Below are 21057 nucleotides of genomic sequence, written 5' to 3'. Positions count from 1 at the left end.
GCATGACCGAGTTCAGCACCCGCGCCGTCCACGCCGGCCAGGAGCCCGACGGCCCCACCGGCGCCGTCATCCCGCCGATCCACCTGACGTCCACCTACGTGCAGGACGGCATCGGCGGGATGCGGAACGGCTACGAGTACTCCCGCGCCGGCAACCCGACGCGCGACTCCCTGCAGACGCTGCTCGCCGACCTGGACGGCGGCGTCGCCGCGTACTCGTTCGCGTCCGGTCTCGCCGCCGAGGACGCCCTGCTCCGGGCGGCGCTCCGTCCCGGGGCCCGCGTCGTGATGGGGAACGACGTGTACGGCGGGACCCACCGTCTGGTCAGCCGACTGCACGTGCCGTGGGGCGTCGAGCTCGTCGTCGTCGACATGAGCGAGCTCGACCAGGTCCGGGCCGCGCTGCAGGGCGCCCCCCAGGACACCGTGCTCTGGGTCGAGACGCCGACCAACCCGCTCATGAAGATCGCCGACATCGCCGGACTCGCGACCCTCGGGCACGAGGCCGGTGCCCTCGTCGTCGTGGACAACACCTTCGCGTCGCCGTACCTGCAGCAGCCGTTGTCGCTCGGTGCCGACGTCGTCGTGTACTCGACGACGAAGTACCTGGGTGGACACTCCGACGTCGTCGGTGGGGCTGTCGTGCTCGCCGACCAGGAGCTCGCGGCGAAGGTGCAGTTCCTGCAGTTCGGCGCCGGTGCGATCTCGTCGCCGTTCGACGCCTTCCTGACCACCCGCGGCATCAAGACCCTGGCGGTCCGGATGGAGCGGCACTCCACGAACGCGCAGGCCGTCGCCGAGGCGCTCGTCGCCGCGCCGGGCATCGAGCGCGTCTACTACCCGGGCCTCTCCGACCACCCGGGGCACGACGTCGCCGCCCGCCAGATGCGCGGGTTCGGCGGGATGCTGTCCGTCGCACTGTCCGGCGGGCCGGACGCGGCCCGGCGCTTCGCGGAGTCCACGGAGCTGTTCGCGCTGGCCGAGTCGCTCGGGGGTGTGGAGTCGCTCATCGGGTACCCGAGCGAGATGACCCACGCCTCGGTGAAGGGCACGGAGCTCGCGGTGCCCGAGAACGTGGTGCGGCTGTCCGTCGGCATCGAGGACGCCGGTGACCTGATCGCGGATCTGCAGCAGGCGCTGACGCGCTGACGCGGATCTGCAGCAGGCGCTGACGCGCTGACGCGGATCTGCAGCAGGCGCTGACGCGCTGACGCGCATCGCGCGGGGTTCCCGCCCCGCGCCGTCGGCGGTGTCGTCCCTCGCCCCTACGATGAGCGGGTGAGCACCACGGCGACGAGGACGGGCCTGCTGAGCGGGCGGTACGCCCTCGCGACGATCGGCATGGTCGCCATCGTGGGCGTCGCGGCGTTCCAGAACCTGGCGATGACGACGATCATGCCGGTGATCAGTCGCGACCTGGACGGCGAGGCCCTGTACGCCCTGGCCTTCGCGGCACCGCTCGCGGCCGGGGTGCCCGGCATGGTGCTCGCCGGCAACTGGACCGACCGCGCCGGCGGCCGGATCGTCGCCTGGGTCTCCGCGCTGCTGTTCGCCGTCGGGACCGCCGTGGTCATGCTCGCGCCGACGATGGAGGTCTTCCTCGTCGGTCGACTCGTCGAGGGCTTCGGTGCCGGCGCGATCGACGTCGTGCTGTACGTGCTCGTCGCCCGGATCTTCCCCGCCGAGCTGCACGGACCGGTGTTCGCCGGGTTCGCGGCCGCCTGGGTGGTCCCGGCGCTCATCGGCCCGGCGATCGCCGGCATCGTCACCGACACGTGGAACTGGCACTGGGTCTTCGCGGGGGCGCTCGTGATCGCCGTGGGTGCGTTCAGCGTGCTCGTGCCGACACTCGGACGGCTGCAGGCACCGGCGGTCGAGCTGCGGCCGCCGTGGCAGCGGATCCGGATCGGGTGGTCGGTCGCCGCGGCCGTGTCGATCCTGCTGCTGAACGTCGCGCCGGACCTGACCCCGTGGGGGATGGTGGCCGCGGTCGTGGTCGGCCTGGTCGGGACGTGGTTCGCGCTGCGCCCGCTGCTGCCGACCGGTACCTTCCGCGCCGCCGCCGGACTGCCGTCGGTGGTGTTGCTGCGCGGGCTCGTGGCGGCGTCGTTCTTCGGCAGCGAGGCGTACGTGCCGTTCCTGCTGCAGGCGAAGCACGGCCTGTCCGCGTCGGCAGCGGGGCTCGCGCTGACCGTCGCCGCGCTCAGCTGGGCGGCCTCGAGCTGGGCGCACGGTCGGCTGGGGGAGCAGCGCCTGACCGCACGTCGGACCTTCGGCGTCGGACTCGCGCTCGTCCTGGTGAGCCTGCTGGCGGCCTTCGCGGTGGCGACGCTCGACCTGCCGTGGTGGGTGCTCGTCGCCGGCTGGTTCGTCGGCGGCGCGGGCATGGGGGCGATCTACCCGCGGACGTCGATGCTCACCCTGCGGTTCTCGGGCGAGGGTGACGACGGGTTCGCGAGCTCGGCGCTCACCATCGCCGACGCCGCCGGCAGTGTCATCGGCCTGGCGGTCACCGGGCTGCTGTTCACCGCGACCGGGGGTGCCGCGGGCACGGTGTCCTTCCCGCTGGTCTTCGCGGCGATGATCTGCTTCGCTGCACTGGCGGTCGCCGCGGTCCGGCGGCTCGGACCCGTCCCCGCGCCGGTGTCGTCGGCGTCACCGGACCGCGCGGCCGGGTAGCGTGGCAGACCGGACCGAAGAGGAGACTCCCGTGGTGCGCATCGTCGCTGCAGCCGTCGTCCTGACGGCCGCCCTCGCGCTGGCCGGGTGCCAGGGCACGACCTCCGCTGCTCCGACGCCGGTGCAGAGCACGGACCTGACCAGCTCCGACGGCGGGTTCGACAAGCAGGCCGTCATCGGCGTCGTGCTGCTCGACGACGACGCGGCCCTGGGCGAGGACCTGCGGACCGGCCTGGCCGATGCCGGGTTCCGTCCCGACGTCCGGGTCGCACCCGCGTCCGGTGCGGCGGCGTCCCAGCGGACCGCGGTCGCGCAGCTCGTCCGCAAGGGCGCCAAGGCCCTGCTCGTGCACGCGGCTCGGCCGTCCGCGCTCACCGGGGTGATCCAGACCGCGCACGACGCCGGCGTCGTGGTGGTGTCCCTGGGCGATCCGCTGCCGGCGAGCGGTACCGGCGGCGACGGTGTGTCGGCCGACTACCGGGTGCCCGCAGGAGCGGACGACGCAGACCTTGCGGCCACCGCGGTCGAGGTCGTGCAGTCCTTGCAGCGCGGCGAGAAGCCGGAGACCGAACCGAGCGACGGCGACACAACCGACGCCGAGTGAGCCGAGCCGCGCAACGCGGCGCCACCAGGCTGGTCAGCGCCGTGCCACTAGGCGGCTCAGCTCATCTCGTCCAGGCGACTCAGCTCAGCTCCACCAGGCCGGGAACGACAGCGTGATCGTCTCGACCAGCGCCTTCCGCGACCGTCGGGGCCCGGCGAGCCATGCCTCGATCGCCCCGACGAAGCCCTGCGCGACGTAGCCGGCGGCCACGTCGTCGAGGAGTTCCGGGCGTCGGTCGGCGTCGAGTTCGCGGATGTGCAGGGCGCTCGACTCGGTGAAGTGGCCCACGAGCAGCCGGTGCAGTGACGCGTCGTTCGGGTCCGGCAGCGCCTTGGCGTAGATGTCGCGGTGGGTGGTCACGTGCTCGACGACCGCGTTGATGCCCCGCCGTGTGATGGTCGCGAGCTCGCCCGCGTCGGCCCCGCGGGCGGCTGCGGCCCGTCGGTCGTCGGCGTCGTCCTGCCGGATGCGGTCGAGCTCCGGCGTCAGCACGTCGGCGAGCAGCGATCCGGGGGAGACCGCGTGCGAGTAGAACGTCGCGCGGTTGATTCCGGCGGCACGGGTGACGTCCGCGACGGTGATCTCGGAGACGGGGCGGTCGGCCGCCAGTCGCAGGATCGCTTCGCGCAGGGCGGCGGTCGTGTGCAGGATCCGGGCATCCACCATGACGCCCACCCCCTTCTGATCCGGTTCACCCGGAGGCCCCCGAGCAGTCCGACGGTACCGCATGGCTCGGGATCGGCACGCGGACGGCGGGTGGCAACACGCAGGCAATCCGTGCCGGCGGCGTCGGGAGTGTTCCGTCGGCCCGTAGGATGGTTCCGCGGACGAATCGATTCGATCGACGCCGCGATCACCTCCCCGCCCCTCACCGCCGAAGGACTCCTGCTCGTGACCGCGCCCGCCACCACCGGTTCGCTCCGGGTCGTCCTGCACCCCGGAGACTCCCTCTCCCGTGGGCAGCGACTCGTCTACGTCTTCGTCCTGGGCGCCCTGACAGCGCTCGGGCCGTTCACGATCGACCTGTACCTGCCGGCGTTCCCGGCGATCAAGGAGCAGTTCGGCGTCACCGACGGCGCCGTGCAGTTGACGCTCACGGCGACGACGCTCGGGTTCGCGTTCGGGCAGCTGCTCGTCGGGCCGTGGAGCGACAAGGTCGGCCGCCGGTTGCCGCTCATCATCGCGACCACCGTGCACATCGCTGCGTCGATCGGCGCGGCGACTGCTCCCGACATCGAGCTCCTCGCGGTGTTCCGCGTGCTCCAGGGCATGGGCGCGGCCGCCGGCGGTGTCGTCGCGATGGCCACCGTGCGCGACCTGTTCGGCGGCAAGCCGCTCGTCCGGATGCTGTCGCGCTTGGCGATGGTGAACGGGCTGGCGCCGATCCTCGCGCCGCTCATCGGCTCGCAGATGCTCCAGTTCACCAGCTGGCGCGGCATCTTCGTCTTCCTCGCCTGCTACGGCCTGGCCGTGGTGATCGCGTCGATCCTGCTCATCGTCGAGACCCTGCCCCCGGCCCGTCGTCGCGAGGCCGGCCACTCCACGATCGGTCAGCGGTACAAGGCGCTGTTCTCCGACCGGATCTTCGTGGGGGTCGCGCTCATCGGGGCGATGGTGTTCAGCGGGTTGTTCTCGTACCTCAGCTCGTCGCCGTTCCTGTTCCAGGGCGTCTACGGACTCGACGCCCAGCAGTACGGGCTGCTCTTCGCGGTGAACTCGGTGGGCGTCGTGCTCGGTGTGCAGATCTCCGCGCGGTTGGCGCAGCGCGTGGGGCCGCAGTGGATCCTGGCGTGCTCGACGGCGACCCTGTTCCTGGCGTCGATCGCGATCATCGTGCTCGACCAGCTCGGTGCGGGGCTCGTGGGCGTGCTCGTGCCCCTGTGGTTCTTCATCGCGGCGTGCGGGTTCTCGTTCCCTCTCGTCCAGGTCATCGGCCTGGCTGCGCACGGCAAGGAGGCCGGAACGGCGGCGTCGCTGCTCGGCGCCCTGAACTTCGGCGTCGCCGGCCTGATCTCGCCGATCGTCGGTTGGCTCGGCATCACCACCGCGACCCCGATGGCGATCGTGATGGCCTCGACCTCGGTGATGGCCATCCTGATCCTGTGGTTCGTGGTGCGGCCCCGGACGGTTCCCGAGCTCACGCACTGACGGGTTCTCCACAGCTGCCCGGAACAGCCGGACAGCGGCCCCCGCGCGTCCATAGGCTGTGCCCATGAGTGACGCGGTGGAGCAGGCACGGGCAGCGGCCGAGGCCGCCAAACAGGCAGCGGACGAGGCACGCCGGTTGGCCGACGAAGCCGTGCAGCGGGCCGAGGAGCTCGCGGCCGCGCTCGCGGCACAAGCACAAGCACAAGCACTCACGCCGGACGCCGAACCGGCGGTCGCCGAGTCACCGGCACCCTCCGGACAGGAGGCCCGGCTCGCCCCCGACGCGGAGCCCGCCGCCGCCACCCCACCGGCTCCAGAGCCCACCACCGCAGGACCCACCGCAGCCGTCCCGGACGACGCGGCGGCGGCCCCCGACGCGGCCGTCCCGGCACCGGCGGACGCCCCTGCGGCCGGCACCGCGGCTCCCGGCAGTGGCGGGGGCCCGCTCGGACCGGACGCCGTCGCCGCGATCCGCACCGGCTACACCGTCGAGGGGCAGGCGCTCGAACTCGGTGCCCTGGTGAACGGCGAGGCGCAGCCCGACGTCCAGGTCCGCATCCCGCTCGGCATGCTGAACCGACACGGGCTGGTCGCCGGCGCGACCGGTACCGGCAAGACCCGCACGCTGCAGGTCCTCGCCGAACAGATCGCGGCGAGCGGCGTGCCGGTCTTCGCGGCCGACATCAAGGGCGACCTGTCCGGGCTCGCGGTGGTCGGGCAGGGGAACGAGAAGCTGTTCGCGCGCACCGTGGGCATCGGCCAGCAGTGGCAGGGTGTCGCGAGCCAGGCGGAGCTCTTCTCGCTCGGTGGTCAGGGCACGGGCGTGCCGATCCGCGCGACGGTGTCCGGGTTCGGGCCGTTGCTGCTGTCGAAGGTGCTCGGCCTGAACGACACCCAGGAGTCCTCGCTCGGACTGGTGTTCCACTACGCCGAGCAGGCCGGGTTGCCGCTCGTCGACCTGGCCGACCTGCGGAGCGTGCTGACGTTCCTGGTGGGCGACCAGGGCAAGGGTGAACTCGCCGAGCTCGGTGGTCTGTCGAAGCAGACCGCCGGGGTGATCCTGCGCGAGCTCATCACGTTCGCCGACAAGGGTGCCGACCAGTTCTTCGGCGAGCCCGAGATCGACACGCAGGTGTTCCTGCGCACGGCGGCGGACGGCCGGGGGATCGTCAGCCTGCTCGAGGTCCCGGGCGTGCAGGACCAGCCCGAGGTCTTCTCGACCTTCCTGATGTGGCTACTGGCCGACCTGTTCAACGAACTGCCGGAGGTCGGCGACCAGGACAAGCCGAAGCTGGTGTTCTTCTTCGACGAGGCACACCTGTTGTTCAGCGGGGCGTCGAAGGACTTCACGGACCAGATCGTGCGGACCGTGCGGTTGATCCGGTCGAAGGGCGTCGGGATCTTCTTCGTGACCCAGACCCCGAAGGACGTGCCGAACGACGTCCTGGCGCAGCTCGGGTCGCGCATCCAGCACCAGCTGCGGGCGCACACCCCCGACGACGCGAAGGCGCTCCGGGCGACGGTGTCGACCTACCCGTCGAGCGACTACGACCTGGGCGAGGTGCTGACCTCGCTCGCGACCGGCGAGGCGATCGTCACCGTCATGAACGAGAAGGGCGCGCCGACGCCGGTCGCGTGGACCCGGTTGCGCGCGCCGCAGGGCTCGATGGACCCGATGCCCGCCGCCGAGATGCAGTCGCGGGTGCAGGCATCACCGTTGCTCGCGACGTACGGCACCCGGGTGGACCCGGACTCGGCGCACGAGATGCTGGCACGTCGGATGGAGGCAGCTGCTGCCGAGGCGGCGGCGGCGGACGCGCAGAAGGACGCAGGCCTCGCGGCGGCCGAGGCCGAGAAGGAAGCCGCGCGGGCGGCGGCGACCGCGGCCAAGGAGGCCGCGGCGCAGGCCAAGCAGGAGGAACGCGAGCGGGCTGCTGCGCAGAAGGAGTACGAGCGGACGCAGCGCGAGTTCGAGAAGGCCGAGCGGGCTGCGGCGTCGCGGCGTTCGGACCGGTCGGGGCGGAGCACGCGGACGACGACCTCACGGAAGGCGGACGACCCGCTGTCGGACCTGCTCGGGTCACGGCTCGGCGGCACGATCGCGAAGGAGGTCGTGCAGGGGATCTTCTCGACGCTGCGCCGACGTCGGTGACGTCCAGCAGCGCCGAGCGTCAGCGACCGAGCAGGCCGGTGAACTCGACGACGAGCAGACCCAGGACGACGAGTGCTGCCACGCCGCCGACGAGCAGGTAGGCCGGCCGCTGTTCGTACCAGGCGCGGCTCGACGGGTAGCGCTTCGCGAAGACCCGGGCCGAGACCGGACGTGCCTCTTCCGTCACCTGGACGCCCAGGGCGTCGACGACCTGGGCGAGCCCGTCGTCGCCCCACACGTCGGCACGGATGCGGAACAGGTGTGCGCCCGTCGCGTCGAACGCCACGAGCTCGCGCATGGTGCGGTCGACCGAGCTGCCGTAGGTGGTGGCGAGCACCAGGCTGTGCACACGGTCGCGGGGGATCCGACGGTGCGCGGTGACCACGCCCCGGATCGTCAGGCCGTCGGGGTCGATGCCGATGTACGCCGTGCTCAGTCGGACGAAGACCACGCCCACGAGGACCGCCAGCGCGACGACCACGGTCGCGACCATCGCCCACGTCCGGAACGGGAACGACACCCAGACCAGGGCGACGGCGAGCGGCACGGCCGAGAACACGATGCTCAGCGCAGTCGAACGGACCAGGGACCGGCGGGGGCGGAGGACGACGTCGTACACGGTGGCACGCAGGTGCGGCGTCGCTGGCACCGTCATGTCCCCCATGCGCGTCTCCTGAACCCTCGGGTCTCCCGGGCACGCCGAATCGGCCGCCCTGCGAGCGACGCCCCTGCCGCTCGATGCACCGCGGTCGACTCGTCCCGGAGTCGTCCGCTCCGGCAAGCATAGGCGCACGACGGGGACCGGGGACAGCCCGTTCCACCCCGGATCGGCGTTTGACGGCCAGTCCTTGGCGAACAGGGGACAGGTGGGTCCGCCGCGTGGGGGACCAGCCGACGCGACCACGACGAGCGCCGCCCGGAACGACGAAGGCCCCGCACTCGGTGCGGGGCCTTGCTGGCGGAGAATGGGGGATTCGAACCCCCGAGGGCTTGCACCCAACACGCTTTCCAAGCGTGCGCCATAGGCCACTAGGCGAATTCTCCTTGCGCTGTCTCGCGACGGCGACACCCAATGGTACAGGTTCCCGGGGGTGCTCACGACCGTGTGTCGTGGAGGCGGGTGCTCCCAGTTGTCGTGACATGTCCGGCGACTACCCTGGGACGCGTGTCGACCCGCATCTACATCACGTCAGCAGAAGGGCACACGGGCAAGAGCACCGTCGCCCTCGGTGTCCTCGAGACCCTCGCGCGCTCCGTCGGCCGCGTCGGCGTGTTCCGCCCGGTCGCCCGCTCGGTCGCCGAACCCGACTACGTGCTCGAACTGCTGCTGCAGCACACCGCGGTCGGGATCTCGTACGACGACGCCGTGGGGGTCACCTACGACGACGTCCACGCGGATCCGGACGCCGCGCTCGGCACCATCGTGAACCGCTTCGCCCAGGTGGAGCGCCAGTGCGACGCGGTGGTCGTGCTCGGGTCCGACTACACCGACGTCGGCAGCCCCACCGAGCTGTCGTTCAACGCGAAGGTCGCTGCGAACCTCGGTGCCCCGGTGCTCCTCGTCCTCGGTGGTCGTGACGCCGCCGAGCGCGGTGCCCGCACACCCGAGGGGATGGCGCAGGTCGCGGACGTCACGACGAGCGAGCTCCGGGCGGCACACGCGCAGCTGTTCGGCGTCGTCGTGAACCGCGCCGACCCCGAGGCCCTCGCCGCGATCGTGGCGAGTGTCGAGCGGGCCGTGCACGACGACCACCCGGACGTGCCCGTGTGGGCGATCCCGGAGGACCGCGTCCTCGTCGCCCCGACCGTCCGCGCGCTGCTGCAGGCGACCGACGCCACCCTGGTGCGCGGGGACGACGCCCTGCTCGACCGCGAGGCACTCGGCACCGTCGTCGCCGGCATGAGCATGGAGAACGTCCTGCCGCGCCTGATCGAGGGCGGCATCGTCGTGGTCCCCGGTGACCGCAGCGACGTGCTCATCGCGACCCTGCTGGCGAACCAGTCGGACACGTTCCCGAGCCTGGCCGGCGTGATCCTGAACGGCGGGTTCGAGACCGCACCGCAGATCTCCCGGCTGCTCGAGGGGCTGTCGAGCTCGCTGCCGATCGCGCAGAACGACCTGGGCACGTACGACACCGCCCTCCGCATCACGCAGACCCGCGGGCGCCTGGCGGCGGACTCGCCCCGCAAGGCCGACCTCGCGCTCGCCCTGTTCGAGCAGCACGTCGACGCAGAATCCCTGCGCGACCGTCTGCAGCTCACGCCGTCCGGCGTCGTCACGCCGCTCATGTTCGAGCACGGGCTGCTCGACCGGGCCCGGGGGTACGGCAAGCACATCGTGCTGCCCGAGGGTGAGGACGACCGCATCCTCCGCGCGGCGTCGACGCTGCTCGCCCGCCAGGTCTGCGAGCTGACGATCCTCGGCGACCCCGCCGCGATCCGCACCCGCGCGACCGAGCTCGGACTCGACCTCGACGCCGCCCAGCTCGTGTCGCCGTTCGACCCCGAGCTCCGCGAACGCTTCGCCGAGGAGTACACCCGGCTCCGCGCACACAAGGGGATGTCGATCGAGCTCGCGCGCGACACCGTGACCGACGTCTCGTACTTCGGCACGATGATGGTCCAGCTCGGACTCGCCGACGGCATGGTCTCCGGCGCGAAGCACACCACCGCGCACACCATCCGGCCGTCCTTCGAGATCATCAAGACCCGTCCGGACACCTCGATCGTGTCGAGCGTGTTCCTGATGGCGCTCGCCGACCGCGTCCTGGTCTACGGCGACTGCGCGGTGATCCCGGACCCGACGAGCGAACAGCTCGCCGACATCGCGATCTCGTCGGCCGAGACGGCGACCCAGTTCGGCATCGACCCCCGCGTCGCGATGCTCAGCTACTCGACCGGCGACAGCGGCACCGGCGCCGACGTCGACAAGGTCCGCGCCGGCACCGCCTTCGTGCGCGAACGCCGTCCCGACCTGCTCGTCGAGGGCCCGATCCAGTACGACGCCGCTGCGGACCCGACGGTCGCGAGCACGAAGATGCCGGACTCCCCGGTGGCCGGCAAGGCGACCGTCTTCATCTTCCCGGACCTCAACACGGGCAACAACACGTACAAGGCCGTGCAGCGCTCCGCCGGAGCGGTCGCCATCGGGCCGGTCCTGCAGGGCCTGCGCAAGCCGATCAACGACCTCTCCCGCGGCGCCCTCGTCAGCGACATCGTGAACACCGTCGCGATCACCGCGATCCAGGCCGGCACCGCGTCCGACGCGGCCTGACCTGCGCGACGCACACCGCGCCTCCCGTCCGGCCGACCAGGCCATGAGCAGAAAGCGACACCACCCGTGACCGCAGCCCTCGTCGTGAACTCCGGATCGAGTTCGTTCAAGTACCAGCTCATCGAACTCGAGGGGGAGCGCACGCTCGCCTCCGGGCTCGTGGAGCGCATCGGCGAGTCGGCCGGCGCGTGGAAGCACACGAACGCGCTGACGGGGGAGTCGTCGTCGAACGACGCCGCGTCCGTGCCGGACCACGCCGCTGGGTTCCAGGCGATGATCGACGCGTTCGCCAAGGTCGGTCCGTCGTTCGACGAGCACCCGCCGGCGGTCGTCGGCCACCGCGTCGTGCACGGCGGCACCACCTTCGACCGCGCAACGGTGGTGACGGACGACGTCGAACGACAGATCGAGGCGCTGAACAGCCTCGCGCCGCTGCACAACCCGGCGAACCTCGAGGGGATCCGGGCCGCGAAGCAGGTGTTCTCCGACGTGCCGCACGTCGCCGTGTTCGACACCGCGTTCCACCAGACCATGCCGCCGCACGCGTACACGTACGCGATCCCGGCCGACCTGGCGGCGAAGTACTCCATCCGCCGCTACGGCATGCACGGCACGAGCCACAAGTACGTCTCCGAGCAGGCCGCGGTCTTCCTCGACCGCCCGCTGTCCGAGCTGAAGACCATCGTGCTGCACCTGGGCAACGGTGCCTCGGCCGCGGCGATCGACGGCGGGAAGTCGATCGAGACGTCGATGGGGCTCACGCCGCTCGAAGGTCTCGTCATGGGCACCCGCTCCGGTGACCTCGACCCCGCCGTCCTGCTGCACCTGCACCGCGAGGCCGGGCTGTCCTTCGACGAGCTCGACACCATGCTCAACAAGCAGTCCGGGCTGCTCGGCCTCACCGGCAACGGCGACATGCGCGACGTCCAGGACGCCGCCCTCAACGGCGACGAGGTCGCCGAGGCGGCGCTCGCCGTGTACCGCCACCGGATCCGCCGCTACGTCGGCGCTTACACGGCGCAGCTCGGCGGGCTCGACGCGGTGGTCTTCACCGCCGGCGTCGGCGAGAACAACGCGCTGCTGCGCCGGCGCGTGCTCGCCGGGCTCGAGCACCTGGGCATCGAGATCGACGCGGACCGCAACGAGCTGGGATCCCGGGAGGCCCGGGTCATCTCCACGGACACGTCACGTGTCGCGGTGCTCGTCATCCCGACGAACGAGGAACTGGAGATCGCCCGGCAGTCGGCTGCGGTCGCGCTCTGACGCGGGGCGGGCTGCGCGGTGTGCGCTGCGCTGCGCGGCCTGTTGTCAGCACGGTGCGGCCTGGGTGGGCTGGTGCGGGGTTGGTGGCTGGGTGCGCGCTTGTGGCGCGGCACGGAGCGTGCAAGCTCGCACGGGGTGACGAGGTGCGCACGGTGTGGACGGGAGGCGCGGGGCGGGCTGGCGCCGTGCCTCCCGTCCGGCGCTGGGTCGCGGTCACGGCACGGTGCGGCCTGCATGGGCTGGTGCGGGGTTGGTGGCTGGGTGCGCGCTTGTGGCGCGGCACGGAGCGTGCAAGCTCGCACGGGGTGACGAGGTACGCACGGTGCGGACGGGACGCGCGCCTCAGGACAGGGCGTCGAGGGCCGCGGGGATCGGCGTGTTGCCGCTCGTGACCTCGAACTGGACCCCGACCGCAGAGTCGTCGAGCAGCGCGTGCAGCACGACCGTGGCGACGTCGGCACGGGGGATCGAGCCGCGCGGGACGGTCCGCCCGACGTCCACCGTTCCTTGCGGCGGCGTGTCGAGCAGGCCTCCCGGACGCACGATCGTCCACCGCAGCCGTCGAGCGCGCAGGTTCGCGTCGGCCTCGGCCTTCGCCCGGAGGTAGACCTGGAACACGGCGGCGTCGTCCTTCGCAGGGACCACCGCGGCCTCGGCGTCGTAGGTGTCCGCCGCCATCGCCGACACCATCACGTAGCGGTCGATGCCGGCGCGCTCCGCGGCGTCCGCGAGCAGGATCGCGCCGTCCCGGTCGACGGTGAGCTTGCGCTCCGCGCCGCTGTTCGGGCCGGCACCGGCGGCGAAGACCACGGCGTCGACCCCGCGGAGGCGCAGTGCCAGGTCGTCGTCGCCGAGCTGTTCGAGATCCGCGACGATCGCCGTGGCACCCTGCTGCTCCACGTCGGCGACGTGCGCGGGGTTGCGGACGATCGCGACGGCGTCGTGTCCGGCGTCGGTGATCTGGCGGGCGAGGAGCAGTGCGATCTGGCCGTGTCCTCCGGCGATGGCGATCTTCATGTGTCAATCCTGCCCGGTCGCATCCGGTAGAGTTGTCGGCGGCTCCTCACGTGACGCCATCCAGGTGAACTCCCCCAGGGCGGAAACGCAGCAAGGGTAGCCGGGCTCTGGCGGGTGCGTGGGGAGTCTTTTCTGTCTCCGCGCGTCTCCGCATGTCTGTTTCGTAACGGGTTGCGGACAGCAACCTGATCGTGTGTAAAGATCTGCCTCAGGAATCCCCAACCAGGATTCCTGACTCCACCGCCTCACCAGCGGGGGAGATCCGAGGATCAGGTGGCGGGTGCGCTCGCCAGGATGAGAGACACGCATGCGCAGGCACGCGTCGCAGCGCGGTACCCGGGTACCGACCGCAGCGAACAACTGGACACGACGGATCATCGATGCTGGCGACCGAGCTCGACGACGAGCATCGGACGATCGGCGTCTCCTCCTGCGCGGCAGTGTCATCGCCACGGTGACGGCGCTCGTCGCCGCCACCGTGGCGATCCAACCGGCGGCGGCGGCACAGACCGACGTCGCCGAGGGCGAGGGCGTCCTGCTCAGCGGCTCCGGGATCGTCAACGTCGACGACATCGCCCAGCTCGGTGGCGCGTACTCCGCACGCGGGGTGACCACGGGCGGCGGCACCACGAACCAGCCGCTGAACCTCACCGCCCTGAACGCGGTGGGCGTGGACCTGGGCAACGACATCGACCTGCTCGGCACCAACGGCATCCTCACGCTCGGGGTGGACGGGCAGTACGCCACCACCTCGGCATCGGGGGCCACGGCGTCGTCCGGCCTGCTGACCAACGACGGCGGCATCGGGGTCGGCACGGGACTCGGCACCGGAGCCAGCACCCTGAACCTGAACCCGCTGTTCTCGCGGGTGGGCGCGGACACCACGGTGCTGTCGAACGCGCAGCTGCAGATCGGTGCCCTGGCGTCCCGCATCCAGTCCACGCGCGGCGCCACGGTCGGCACCACGACCGACTACCGCATCGCCGGCGCGAACCTGAACCTCACCAGCCCCGCGGTTGCAGGCCTGACGACGTCGCTGCGGACCGACCTGCGCACGCTCTCGAACTCCGTGAACACCACGGTCGGGGCGAACGGCGCGCTGTCCGGCACGACGACGGCGCTGACCGCCGAGCTCCAGCGGCTGCTCCGGTCCACGGCCCTCGGACTCGTCAACCTCAACGGCACGAACGTCACCGCCTCGGTCAACCTCAACCTCGACGGCACGCTCGAGCAGGTGCTCGCACAGCCGCTGACGGACGGCGCGGTGACGATCACGCCGGCGACCGGCGCGATCACCGTCGACCTCGACAAGCTGACGACACTGAACAACCAGCCCGCGAACACCCCGGTCCTGACCGAAGCGGCCGTCAGCTCGATCAACCAGAGCATCACGACGATCCTCGGCACCCAGCTGCCGACCGCGCTGCAGACCGCCGTCGTGAACACGATCAACTCGACCGCGGTGGCCGTGAACGTCACCGCCAACGTCAACGTGGCCGGCGTCCCGCTCACCGCCCTGGCGCTCCGGGCGGACACCACGCTCGGCGCCCTGGCCGGCACCGCCCCGGCGAACGCCACCGTCACCGCGACCGGCGGCCCGCTCGGGCTGACCGTCCTCGGGAACCTGCTCGCCCCCGCCGTGAACTCCATCGTGGTCCCGGCACTGCAGACCATCGTGCGGCCGCTCGTCACCGGCACGGCCCTGACGACCCTCGGCACCACGCTCACCGCGACGACCACCGCGGTGTCCACGCTGCTGCGCCCCGTCGTGCTGCTGCTCCGTCAGGTGGTCGACCTGACCGTGAACGCACAGGACACCACCACGGGCTTCCGCGACGCACGCGGGTACGACCCGGGATCGCGCAGCGTGCACGCCCTCCGGCTCTCGGTGCTGCCGGGCGCGAACGTCGCCACCGTCGACCTCGCCACCTCGACCGTCCGGGCGACGGCCATCGCTCCGCCGACCATCACGGCCCCGACGACGAACCAGCAGTTCAGTGTCCCCTCGGCCTCGTCCACCCGGAGCATCACCGTCAGCGGTGCCGGTGAGCCGGGCGCGACCATCGCCGTGAGCCTCGGCGGCGGACGCACCGGCACGGCCACCGTGGCGGCGAACGGCACGTGGACGACCTCGATCCCGAACGTCCCGATCGGCGACCACACGGCCACGGCGAACCAGACGGTCAACGGGACGGCGGCGGGCTCCGCGGCCCAGACCTTCTCGGTCGTCGCGCAGCAGGCACTGACCATCACGACCCCGACGGCCGGTCAGACCTTCACGACCACCGGGACGACCACGCCGGTGACCCTGACGGGCACGGCGACCGCCAACGCGCGGATCGACGTCGACCTCGGTGGCGCCCGCACGGCGACCACCACGGCGAACGGCAGCGGCGCCTGGAGCGTCACCGTGCCCGGCGTCCCCGTGGGCGACCAGACCGCGAGCGTGACCCAGACGGTCGGCGACACGACCTCGAACCCCGTCACCCGCGCGTTCCGCGTCGTGGCCGCCGCGGGCCTGACGGTCGACACCCCGACGGCGGACCAGGACTTCCCGCTCGCGGGCGACACCCGCTCCATCCCGTTCTCGGGCAGCGCGCAGCCGGGGGCCCGCGTGGACGTGGACCTCGGCGACGGCCTGACAGCGACCACCACGGCGAACGCCGGCGGCACGTGGTCGACGAGCGTCACCGGCGTCCCTGCGGGTGACCGCACGGCGCAGGTGACCCAGACGGTCGGTGGCACCACGAGCAGCCCGGTCGAGCGCGACTTCACGGTGACGGCGGCTCCGGGGCTGACCATCGACGAACCGGCCGACGGCAGCACGATCACCGTCGCGGACGCGACGTCGACGACCCCGGTCACGGTCTCCGGCTCCGCCGCCCCGAACGCGCGGGTCGCGGTCGGCATCGGCGGCTCGTTCACCACCGCGGTGGACGCGGACGACGACGGCGACTGGACGGCGACCTTCGTGGGCGTCCCGACCGGCGACCGCGCGGTCACGGCACGGCAGACCGTCGACGGCACGACCTCGGCGCCGGTGACCTCGACCTTCACCATCGCGGCCGGTGACCCGATCGCGATCACCTCGCCCGACGACGGTGACGTGGTCACGGTCCTCGACGCGGACACCACGGCCGACCTCGAGCTGACCGGCACTGCCGAGGGCGGAGCCGAGGTCCGGGTCTCGCTCGGTTCCGGGCGCACCGCGACGACCACGGCCGAGGACGACGGCTCGTGGACCGTCACCGTCCAGGACGTCCCGGTCGGTCGGTACACGATCGCGGCGACGCAGACGGTGAACGGCACCACCTCGCCCGCCGTCCGTCAGGTCGTCACCGTGCAGGCGGGCGCTCCGCTCGCCGTGACCGCCCCGGTGCAGGACGCGACCGTCACGGTCGCGACCGACGACTCGGAGGTGGACGTCACGGTGCGGGGGACCGCCCAGCCGGACGCCGACGTCGAGGTCGTCCTGGACGACGGCGACGCGGTCGCCACGACGGCGAACGCGCAGGGCGCCTGGTCGGTGACCCTGTCGGACGTCGGCACGGGCGACCACACCGCCTCGGTCACGCAGACAGTCGGCGGAGCGACCTCGGCGCCGATCGACCGCGACTTCACGGTCGAGGCCGGCGACGCCCTGGTCATCGAGGCTCCGGGCGATGCGCAGGAGATCCCGGCGGGCACCGGCGGACAGGCGAACGTCGTCGTCCGGGGGACCGCCGAGCCGGGCGCGACCGTCGCTGTGACGATCGACGACGCGGACGCCGTCGAGGTGGTCGCGGACACGGCGGGCAACTGGGCGGTCCCGAGCACCCAGCTCGGCATCGGCGACCACACCGTCACCGCGGTCCAGACCGTGAACGGCACCGACGGTCCCGTCGTCACGCGGGACTTCACCGTCGTGCCGGGCAACGCGATCGTGATCGACACCCCGGCGAGCGGCACCCGCTTCGTCGTGGTCGACGACGACGCCACCGCGACGGTCCGGATCACGGGCTCGGCCGAACCGCTGGCCGCCGTCTCCGTCTCGGTCGGACCGGGCACGCAGTTCACCACGACCGCGGACGCCGACGGCGCGTGGGCCGTCGACGCCACCGGCCTCGCCCCCGCGGGTGTGTACACGGTGACGGCGAGCCAGGAGATCGAGGACGTCGTCACGAGCGCGATCCCGACGACCTTCCAGGTCGTCACGGCGAACGCACTGACCATCACGGCTCCGAGCGCGGACCCGATCACCGTGGCCGGCCCGGACGTCGAGCGCGACGTCACCGTCTCCGGCACCGGTCAGCCCGGAGCCCGGGTCACCGCGTCGATCGCCGGCGCGGCCGACCAACTGGACACGATCGCGGCCGACGGGACCTGGTCGGTGACGTTCCCGGACCTCGGCGTCGGACCGCACCCCGTGTCGGTGACGCAGACGCTCCCGGGCACCGTGTCCGACCCGAGCACCTCGGCACCGGACCAGCGCACGATCACGATCGAGGCCGCCGACGCGGTGTCGGTGACCTCGCCCGACGCCGACGACGTCCTGCTCGTGCCGGACGCGGACGCGACGCGTGACGTCGTCGTCTCGGGGACGGCTGAGCCGGACGCGCCGGTCACGGTGCGGCTCGGCGGCAGCACGCAGACCACCACCGCGACCGGCGACGGTGACTGGACGGTCACGTTCGGTGGGGTCGGTGTCGGTACCCCGACGCTCACCGCGACCCAGACCGTGGGCGGGACCACTGCCTCCAGTCCGACCCAGACCGTCACGGTGCGGGCGGGGACGGCCCTGACCATCGCGACCCCCGAGGACGGCGACGTCCTGACGGTCGCGGACGCGGCGGGCACCGCCGACGTCGCGGCGAGCGGCCTCGCGCAGGCCGACGCCGAGGTCACGGTGCGGCTCTCCACCGGCGAGACCCAGACGGTCAGGGCCGACGACGACGGCGCCTGGCAGGCGACGTTCGCGGACGTACCCGTGGGCGACCACCGCGTCACCGCGACCCAGGTCGTCGGCGGCCAGACGTCGTCGCCGGTCACGGCGGCGGTGTCGGTCCGTGCCGGTTCCCCGCTCGTCGTCTCGACGCCCGCCGCTGCCACCACCGTCACGGTCGCCGACGGCGACGCCACCACCGACGTCGACTTCGCCGGCACCGGCCAGCCCGGCGCGACCGTCACGGTCGACCTGGGCGACGGCGGCAGCGCGGCGGTTCGGGTCGACCAGCAGGGACGGTGGTCGACCACGGTCGACGACGTGCCGACCGGATCGTGGACGGCCTCGGTCACGCAGGCGGTCAACGGCACCACGAGCGCCGCGGTCGAACGACCGGTGTCGGTCGTGGCCGCCGCCGCGCTCACGATCCGGCAGCCGGCCGACGACCCGATCACGGTCGCCGACGACGACGCCACGACGACCGTGACGGTCGCCGGCGACGCCGAGCCGGGCTCCACCGTGACGGTCACGGTCGACGACCGCGACCCCGTCGAGGTCACCGCGGGCGACGACGGCTCGTGGACGGTCGACGTCCCCGACCTCGGAGTCGGCGAGCACACCGTCGAGGTGACCCAGACCGTCGACGGCTCCACCTCGACCACGCCGGCCTCGACCACCTTCGAGATCGTGCCGGGCGCCCCCGTCGTGATCGACGAACCGACCGTCGGCCAGGAGTACACGGTCGCCGGTGAGGACGCGACCACCGCGGTCGACGTAAGCGGCACCGCACAGCCCGGAGCGACCGTCGTGGTCGACCTCGGCGGCGGCCGCAGCGAGTCGACCACCGCGGACGACGACGGCGCCTGGAGCGTCACCGTCCCCGGGGTGCCGGCCGGCAACCGGACCGTGAGCGTCACCCAGCGCGTGGGCGACACGGAGTCGGCTCCGGTGACGGTCCGCATCCGCGTCCTCGTCGCCGCCCCGATCACGATCGCCACACCGGCGGACGGTTCGACGGTGCGGGTCGCGCAGCGTGACTCGGTCGTCACCCTCACCGCGGGCGGCGCGGCCGAGCCCGGTGCGCAGGTCCGCGTCACGATCGACGGGGGCGACCCCACGACCGTGACCGCGACCGACGCGGGCACCTGGACCCTCGCGCTGCCGGGCCTGGACGTCGGGGAGCACACGATCCGCGCGACCCAGACGGTCGACGGCTCCACGTCCGAGCAGGTCCGGAGCACCTTCACGGTGGCGCCCGGTGCCGCCCTGACCGTGACCGCCCCGGCCGACGACGCGACCTTCACCGTGCCGGACTCCGACCCGACCGCGACCGTCCCGGTCAGCGGCCAGGGCCAGCCCGGCGTCGACGTCCGGATCGTGCTGGACGACGACGACCCGGTGACGGTGCGGGTCGGGTCCGACGGCCGCTGGTCGACGAGCCTGACCGGCGTGCCGGCTGGTGACCACACCGTGTCGGTCACCCAGGTCGTGAACGGGACCACGTCGTTCCCGGTCGAGCGCGACGTCACCGTCGTGGTCGCCGAGGCGGACGCGATCGTCGTCACGGCTCCGGCCGACGGCACCGCGTACCGCGTGCTCGGCGGACGGACGGACGTCCGCGTGGTCGGCACCGCGGCGCCGAACGCCGCGGTCTCGGTGCGCATCGACGGCGGCACCGCGGTCACGGCGACCGCGGACGACGACGGCGACTGGGCGGTCACCGTGCCGGACGTCGGCACCGGTCCGCACACGATCGCCGCCAGCCAGACGGTCGACGGCGCCACGACGGACGCGCCGGAGGTCGGCTTCCGGGTGACCGCGGCGACCCCGGTCGCCGTGACGAGCCCGACCGACGGACAGGTGGTCCCGACGACCGGCACGACCGCGTCGATCCCGGTGAGCGGCACGGCCGAGCCCGGGGCGACGATCACGGTCGACATCGACGGACGGACCGCGACGACGACCGCCGGCGACGACGGGTCGTGGACGGTCACGGTCGGTGGCGTGCCGGCAGGCGAGCACACGGTGTCGGTGACGCAGACGGTCGGCGGTCGGACCCCCGACCCGGTGACCAGCGCCGTCACCGTCGTGGTCGCCCAGGCGACCGACATCACGATCACCAGCCCGGCCCCGGGTCAGCTCATCCCCGCGAACGGTCCCGGCGACACCGGATCCTTCACGGTGACCGGGCACGCGACCCCGGGGACGACGGTGACGGTGACCCTGTCGAACGGCCAGGTGCGCACCACGACCGCCGACGCGGACGGCGACTGGAGCGTCACGTTCGACCGCGTGCCCGAGGGTGCGTGGACGATCCGTGCGACCCAGTCCGTGAACGGCACGACGACCGCCGCACCCGAGGTGCCGATCGTCGTCGACGCGGTGGACCCGCTCGCGGTCACGTCGCCCACGCCGGGCGCGCACCAGACGGCCTCGGCCGCCGGGTACGTCGACTGGCTGGTCACCGGCACCGCCGAGCCGGGAGCGACCGTCACGGTCGTCGCCGACGACGGGACACCGGTCACCACGACGGCTGACGAGGCCGGCGCCTGGTCGGTGACGGTCCGGCTCGCGGTCGGTCCGCACACCCTCCGGATCACCCAGACGGTGGCGGGTGCGACCTCGGCCGTCCAGACGATCAGCGTCGTGGTGGACGCCGCCACCGTGACGCCGGGTGACCCCGGGACGCCGGGTGACCCCGGGACGCCGGGCGACCCCGGAACGCCGGGGAACCCCGGTACGCCGGGAACGCCGGGTACGCCTGGAACCCCGGGGACGCCCGGCCTGCCGGGCACGCCCGGTGCGCCCGGCAACCCGGGCAACGGCACGGGTGCCGGCACCGGGTCCGGCACCGGCCCCGGCGGACTCGCCTGGACCGGCGCGGAGATCGCCCCGATCGCCGGGACGGCAGCCGGACTCGTGGTCCTCGGGTTCCTGCTGCTGGGGCTCTCCCGCCTGGCCAGGGGTGCCCGCCGCCGCAGCCGCGGCTGAGCCCGAGCA

General features: G+C 72.7%; 11 protein-coding genes, 1 tRNA gene and 1 other RNA gene. 9 read left to right on the top strand and 4 right to left on the bottom strand.

What is annotated here, in order from left to right:
* Nucleotides 1-2: 2 nt before the first annotated feature.
* The 3 genes from ITJ60_RS00975 to ITJ60_RS00965 all read left to right on the top strand — a co-directional run bounded on the left by ITJ60_RS00975 (nt 3) and on the right by ITJ60_RS00965 (nt 3282).
* The gene (locus ITJ60_RS00975; RefSeq protein WP_194646382.1) at nt 3-1148 is read left to right on the top strand and encodes a cystathionine gamma-synthase; all 1146 of its coding nucleotides are present in this window, start codon (nt 3-5) and stop codon (nt 1146-1148) included.
* 129 nt (nt 1149-1277) lie between these two features.
* Nucleotides 1278-2678, top strand: a complete 1401-nt coding sequence (locus ITJ60_RS00970; protein WP_194646381.1) for an MFS transporter — start codon at nt 1278-1280, stop codon at nt 2676-2678.
* Nucleotides 2679-2709: 31 nt separating this feature from the next.
* Nucleotides 2710-3282: a substrate-binding domain-containing protein gene (locus tag ITJ60_RS00965; protein ID WP_194646380.1), complete on the top strand. Its 573-nt coding sequence runs from the start codon at nt 2710-2712 to the stop codon at nt 3280-3282.
* A gap of 84 nt (nt 3283-3366) precedes the next feature.
* Here the strand turns inward: ITJ60_RS00965 and ITJ60_RS00960 are convergent, their stop codons facing one another.
* The gene (locus ITJ60_RS00960; protein WP_185002788.1) at nt 3367-3948 is read right to left on the bottom strand and encodes a TetR/AcrR family transcriptional regulator; all 582 of its coding nucleotides are present in this window, start codon (nt 3946-3948) and stop codon (nt 3367-3369) included.
* Between the two features lie 225 nt (nt 3949-4173).
* On the opposite strand from ITJ60_RS00960, the gene ITJ60_RS00955 reads away from it, so the two are divergent.
* Together ITJ60_RS00955 and ITJ60_RS00950 are read left to right on the top strand one after the other, a co-directional pair.
* Nucleotides 4174-5430 (top strand): multidrug effflux MFS transporter, encoded by a 1257-nt coding sequence (locus ITJ60_RS00955; protein WP_111084464.1) that lies wholly within the window; start codon nt 4174-4176, stop codon nt 5428-5430.
* 64 nt (nt 5431-5494) lie between these two features.
* On the top strand, nt 5495-7582 hold the full coding sequence (locus ITJ60_RS00950; protein WP_194646379.1) for a helicase HerA-like domain-containing protein: 2088 nt from the start codon (nt 5495-5497) through the stop codon (nt 7580-7582).
* A 19-nt stretch (nt 7583-7601) separates the two neighbouring features.
* On the opposite strand, the gene ITJ60_RS00945 is transcribed toward ITJ60_RS00950, so the two are convergent.
* Together ITJ60_RS00945 and ITJ60_RS00940 are read right to left on the bottom strand one after the other, a co-directional pair.
* Entirely contained in the window at nt 7602-8246 is a 645-nt protein-coding gene (locus ITJ60_RS00945; protein ID WP_123292133.1) for a hypothetical protein, read from the bottom strand.
* A 292-nt stretch (nt 8247-8538) separates the two neighbouring features.
* Nucleotides 8539-8626: transfer RNA gene (locus tag ITJ60_RS00940), tRNA-Ser, on the bottom strand.
* 121 nt (nt 8627-8747) lie between these two features.
* Here ITJ60_RS00940 and pta point away from each other — a divergent pair.
* Entirely contained in the window at nt 8748-10856 is a 2109-nt protein-coding gene (gene pta / locus ITJ60_RS00935) for a phosphate acetyltransferase (protein WP_123292134.1), read from the top strand.
* A 66-nt stretch (nt 10857-10922) separates the two neighbouring features.
* Nucleotides 10923-12119, top strand: coding sequence for an acetate/propionate family kinase (locus ITJ60_RS00930; protein WP_123292135.1), 1197 nt, complete (start codon nt 10923-10925; stop codon nt 12117-12119).
* 342 nt (nt 12120-12461) lie between these two features.
* On the opposite strand, the gene ITJ60_RS00925 is transcribed toward ITJ60_RS00930, so the two are convergent.
* Nucleotides 12462-13136: an SDR family oxidoreductase gene (locus ITJ60_RS00925; RefSeq protein ID WP_123292136.1), complete on the bottom strand. Its 675-nt coding sequence runs from the start codon at nt 13134-13136 to the stop codon at nt 12462-12464.
* A 37-nt stretch (nt 13137-13173) separates the two neighbouring features.
* On the opposite strand from ITJ60_RS00925, the gene ffs reads away from it, so the two are divergent.
* Both ffs and ITJ60_RS00915 read left to right on the top strand, forming a co-directional pair.
* An RNA gene (gene ffs, locus ITJ60_RS00920) (signal recognition particle sRNA small type) lies at nt 13174-13270 on the top strand.
* A gap of 173 nt (nt 13271-13443) precedes the next feature.
* On the top strand, nt 13444-21048 hold the full coding sequence (locus ITJ60_RS00915; RefSeq protein WP_194646378.1) for a choice-of-anchor G family protein: 7605 nt from the start codon (nt 13444-13446) through the stop codon (nt 21046-21048).
* Nucleotides 21049-21057: the final 9 nt, after the last annotated feature.

This window comes from Curtobacterium sp. VKM Ac-2884 (assembly GCF_015350945.1).
GTDB lineage: Bacteria > Actinomycetota > Actinomycetes > Actinomycetales > Microbacteriaceae > Curtobacterium.
Note: the sequence above shows the minus strand (reverse complement) of the source record. Positions and strands in the feature narration are given on the sequence as shown.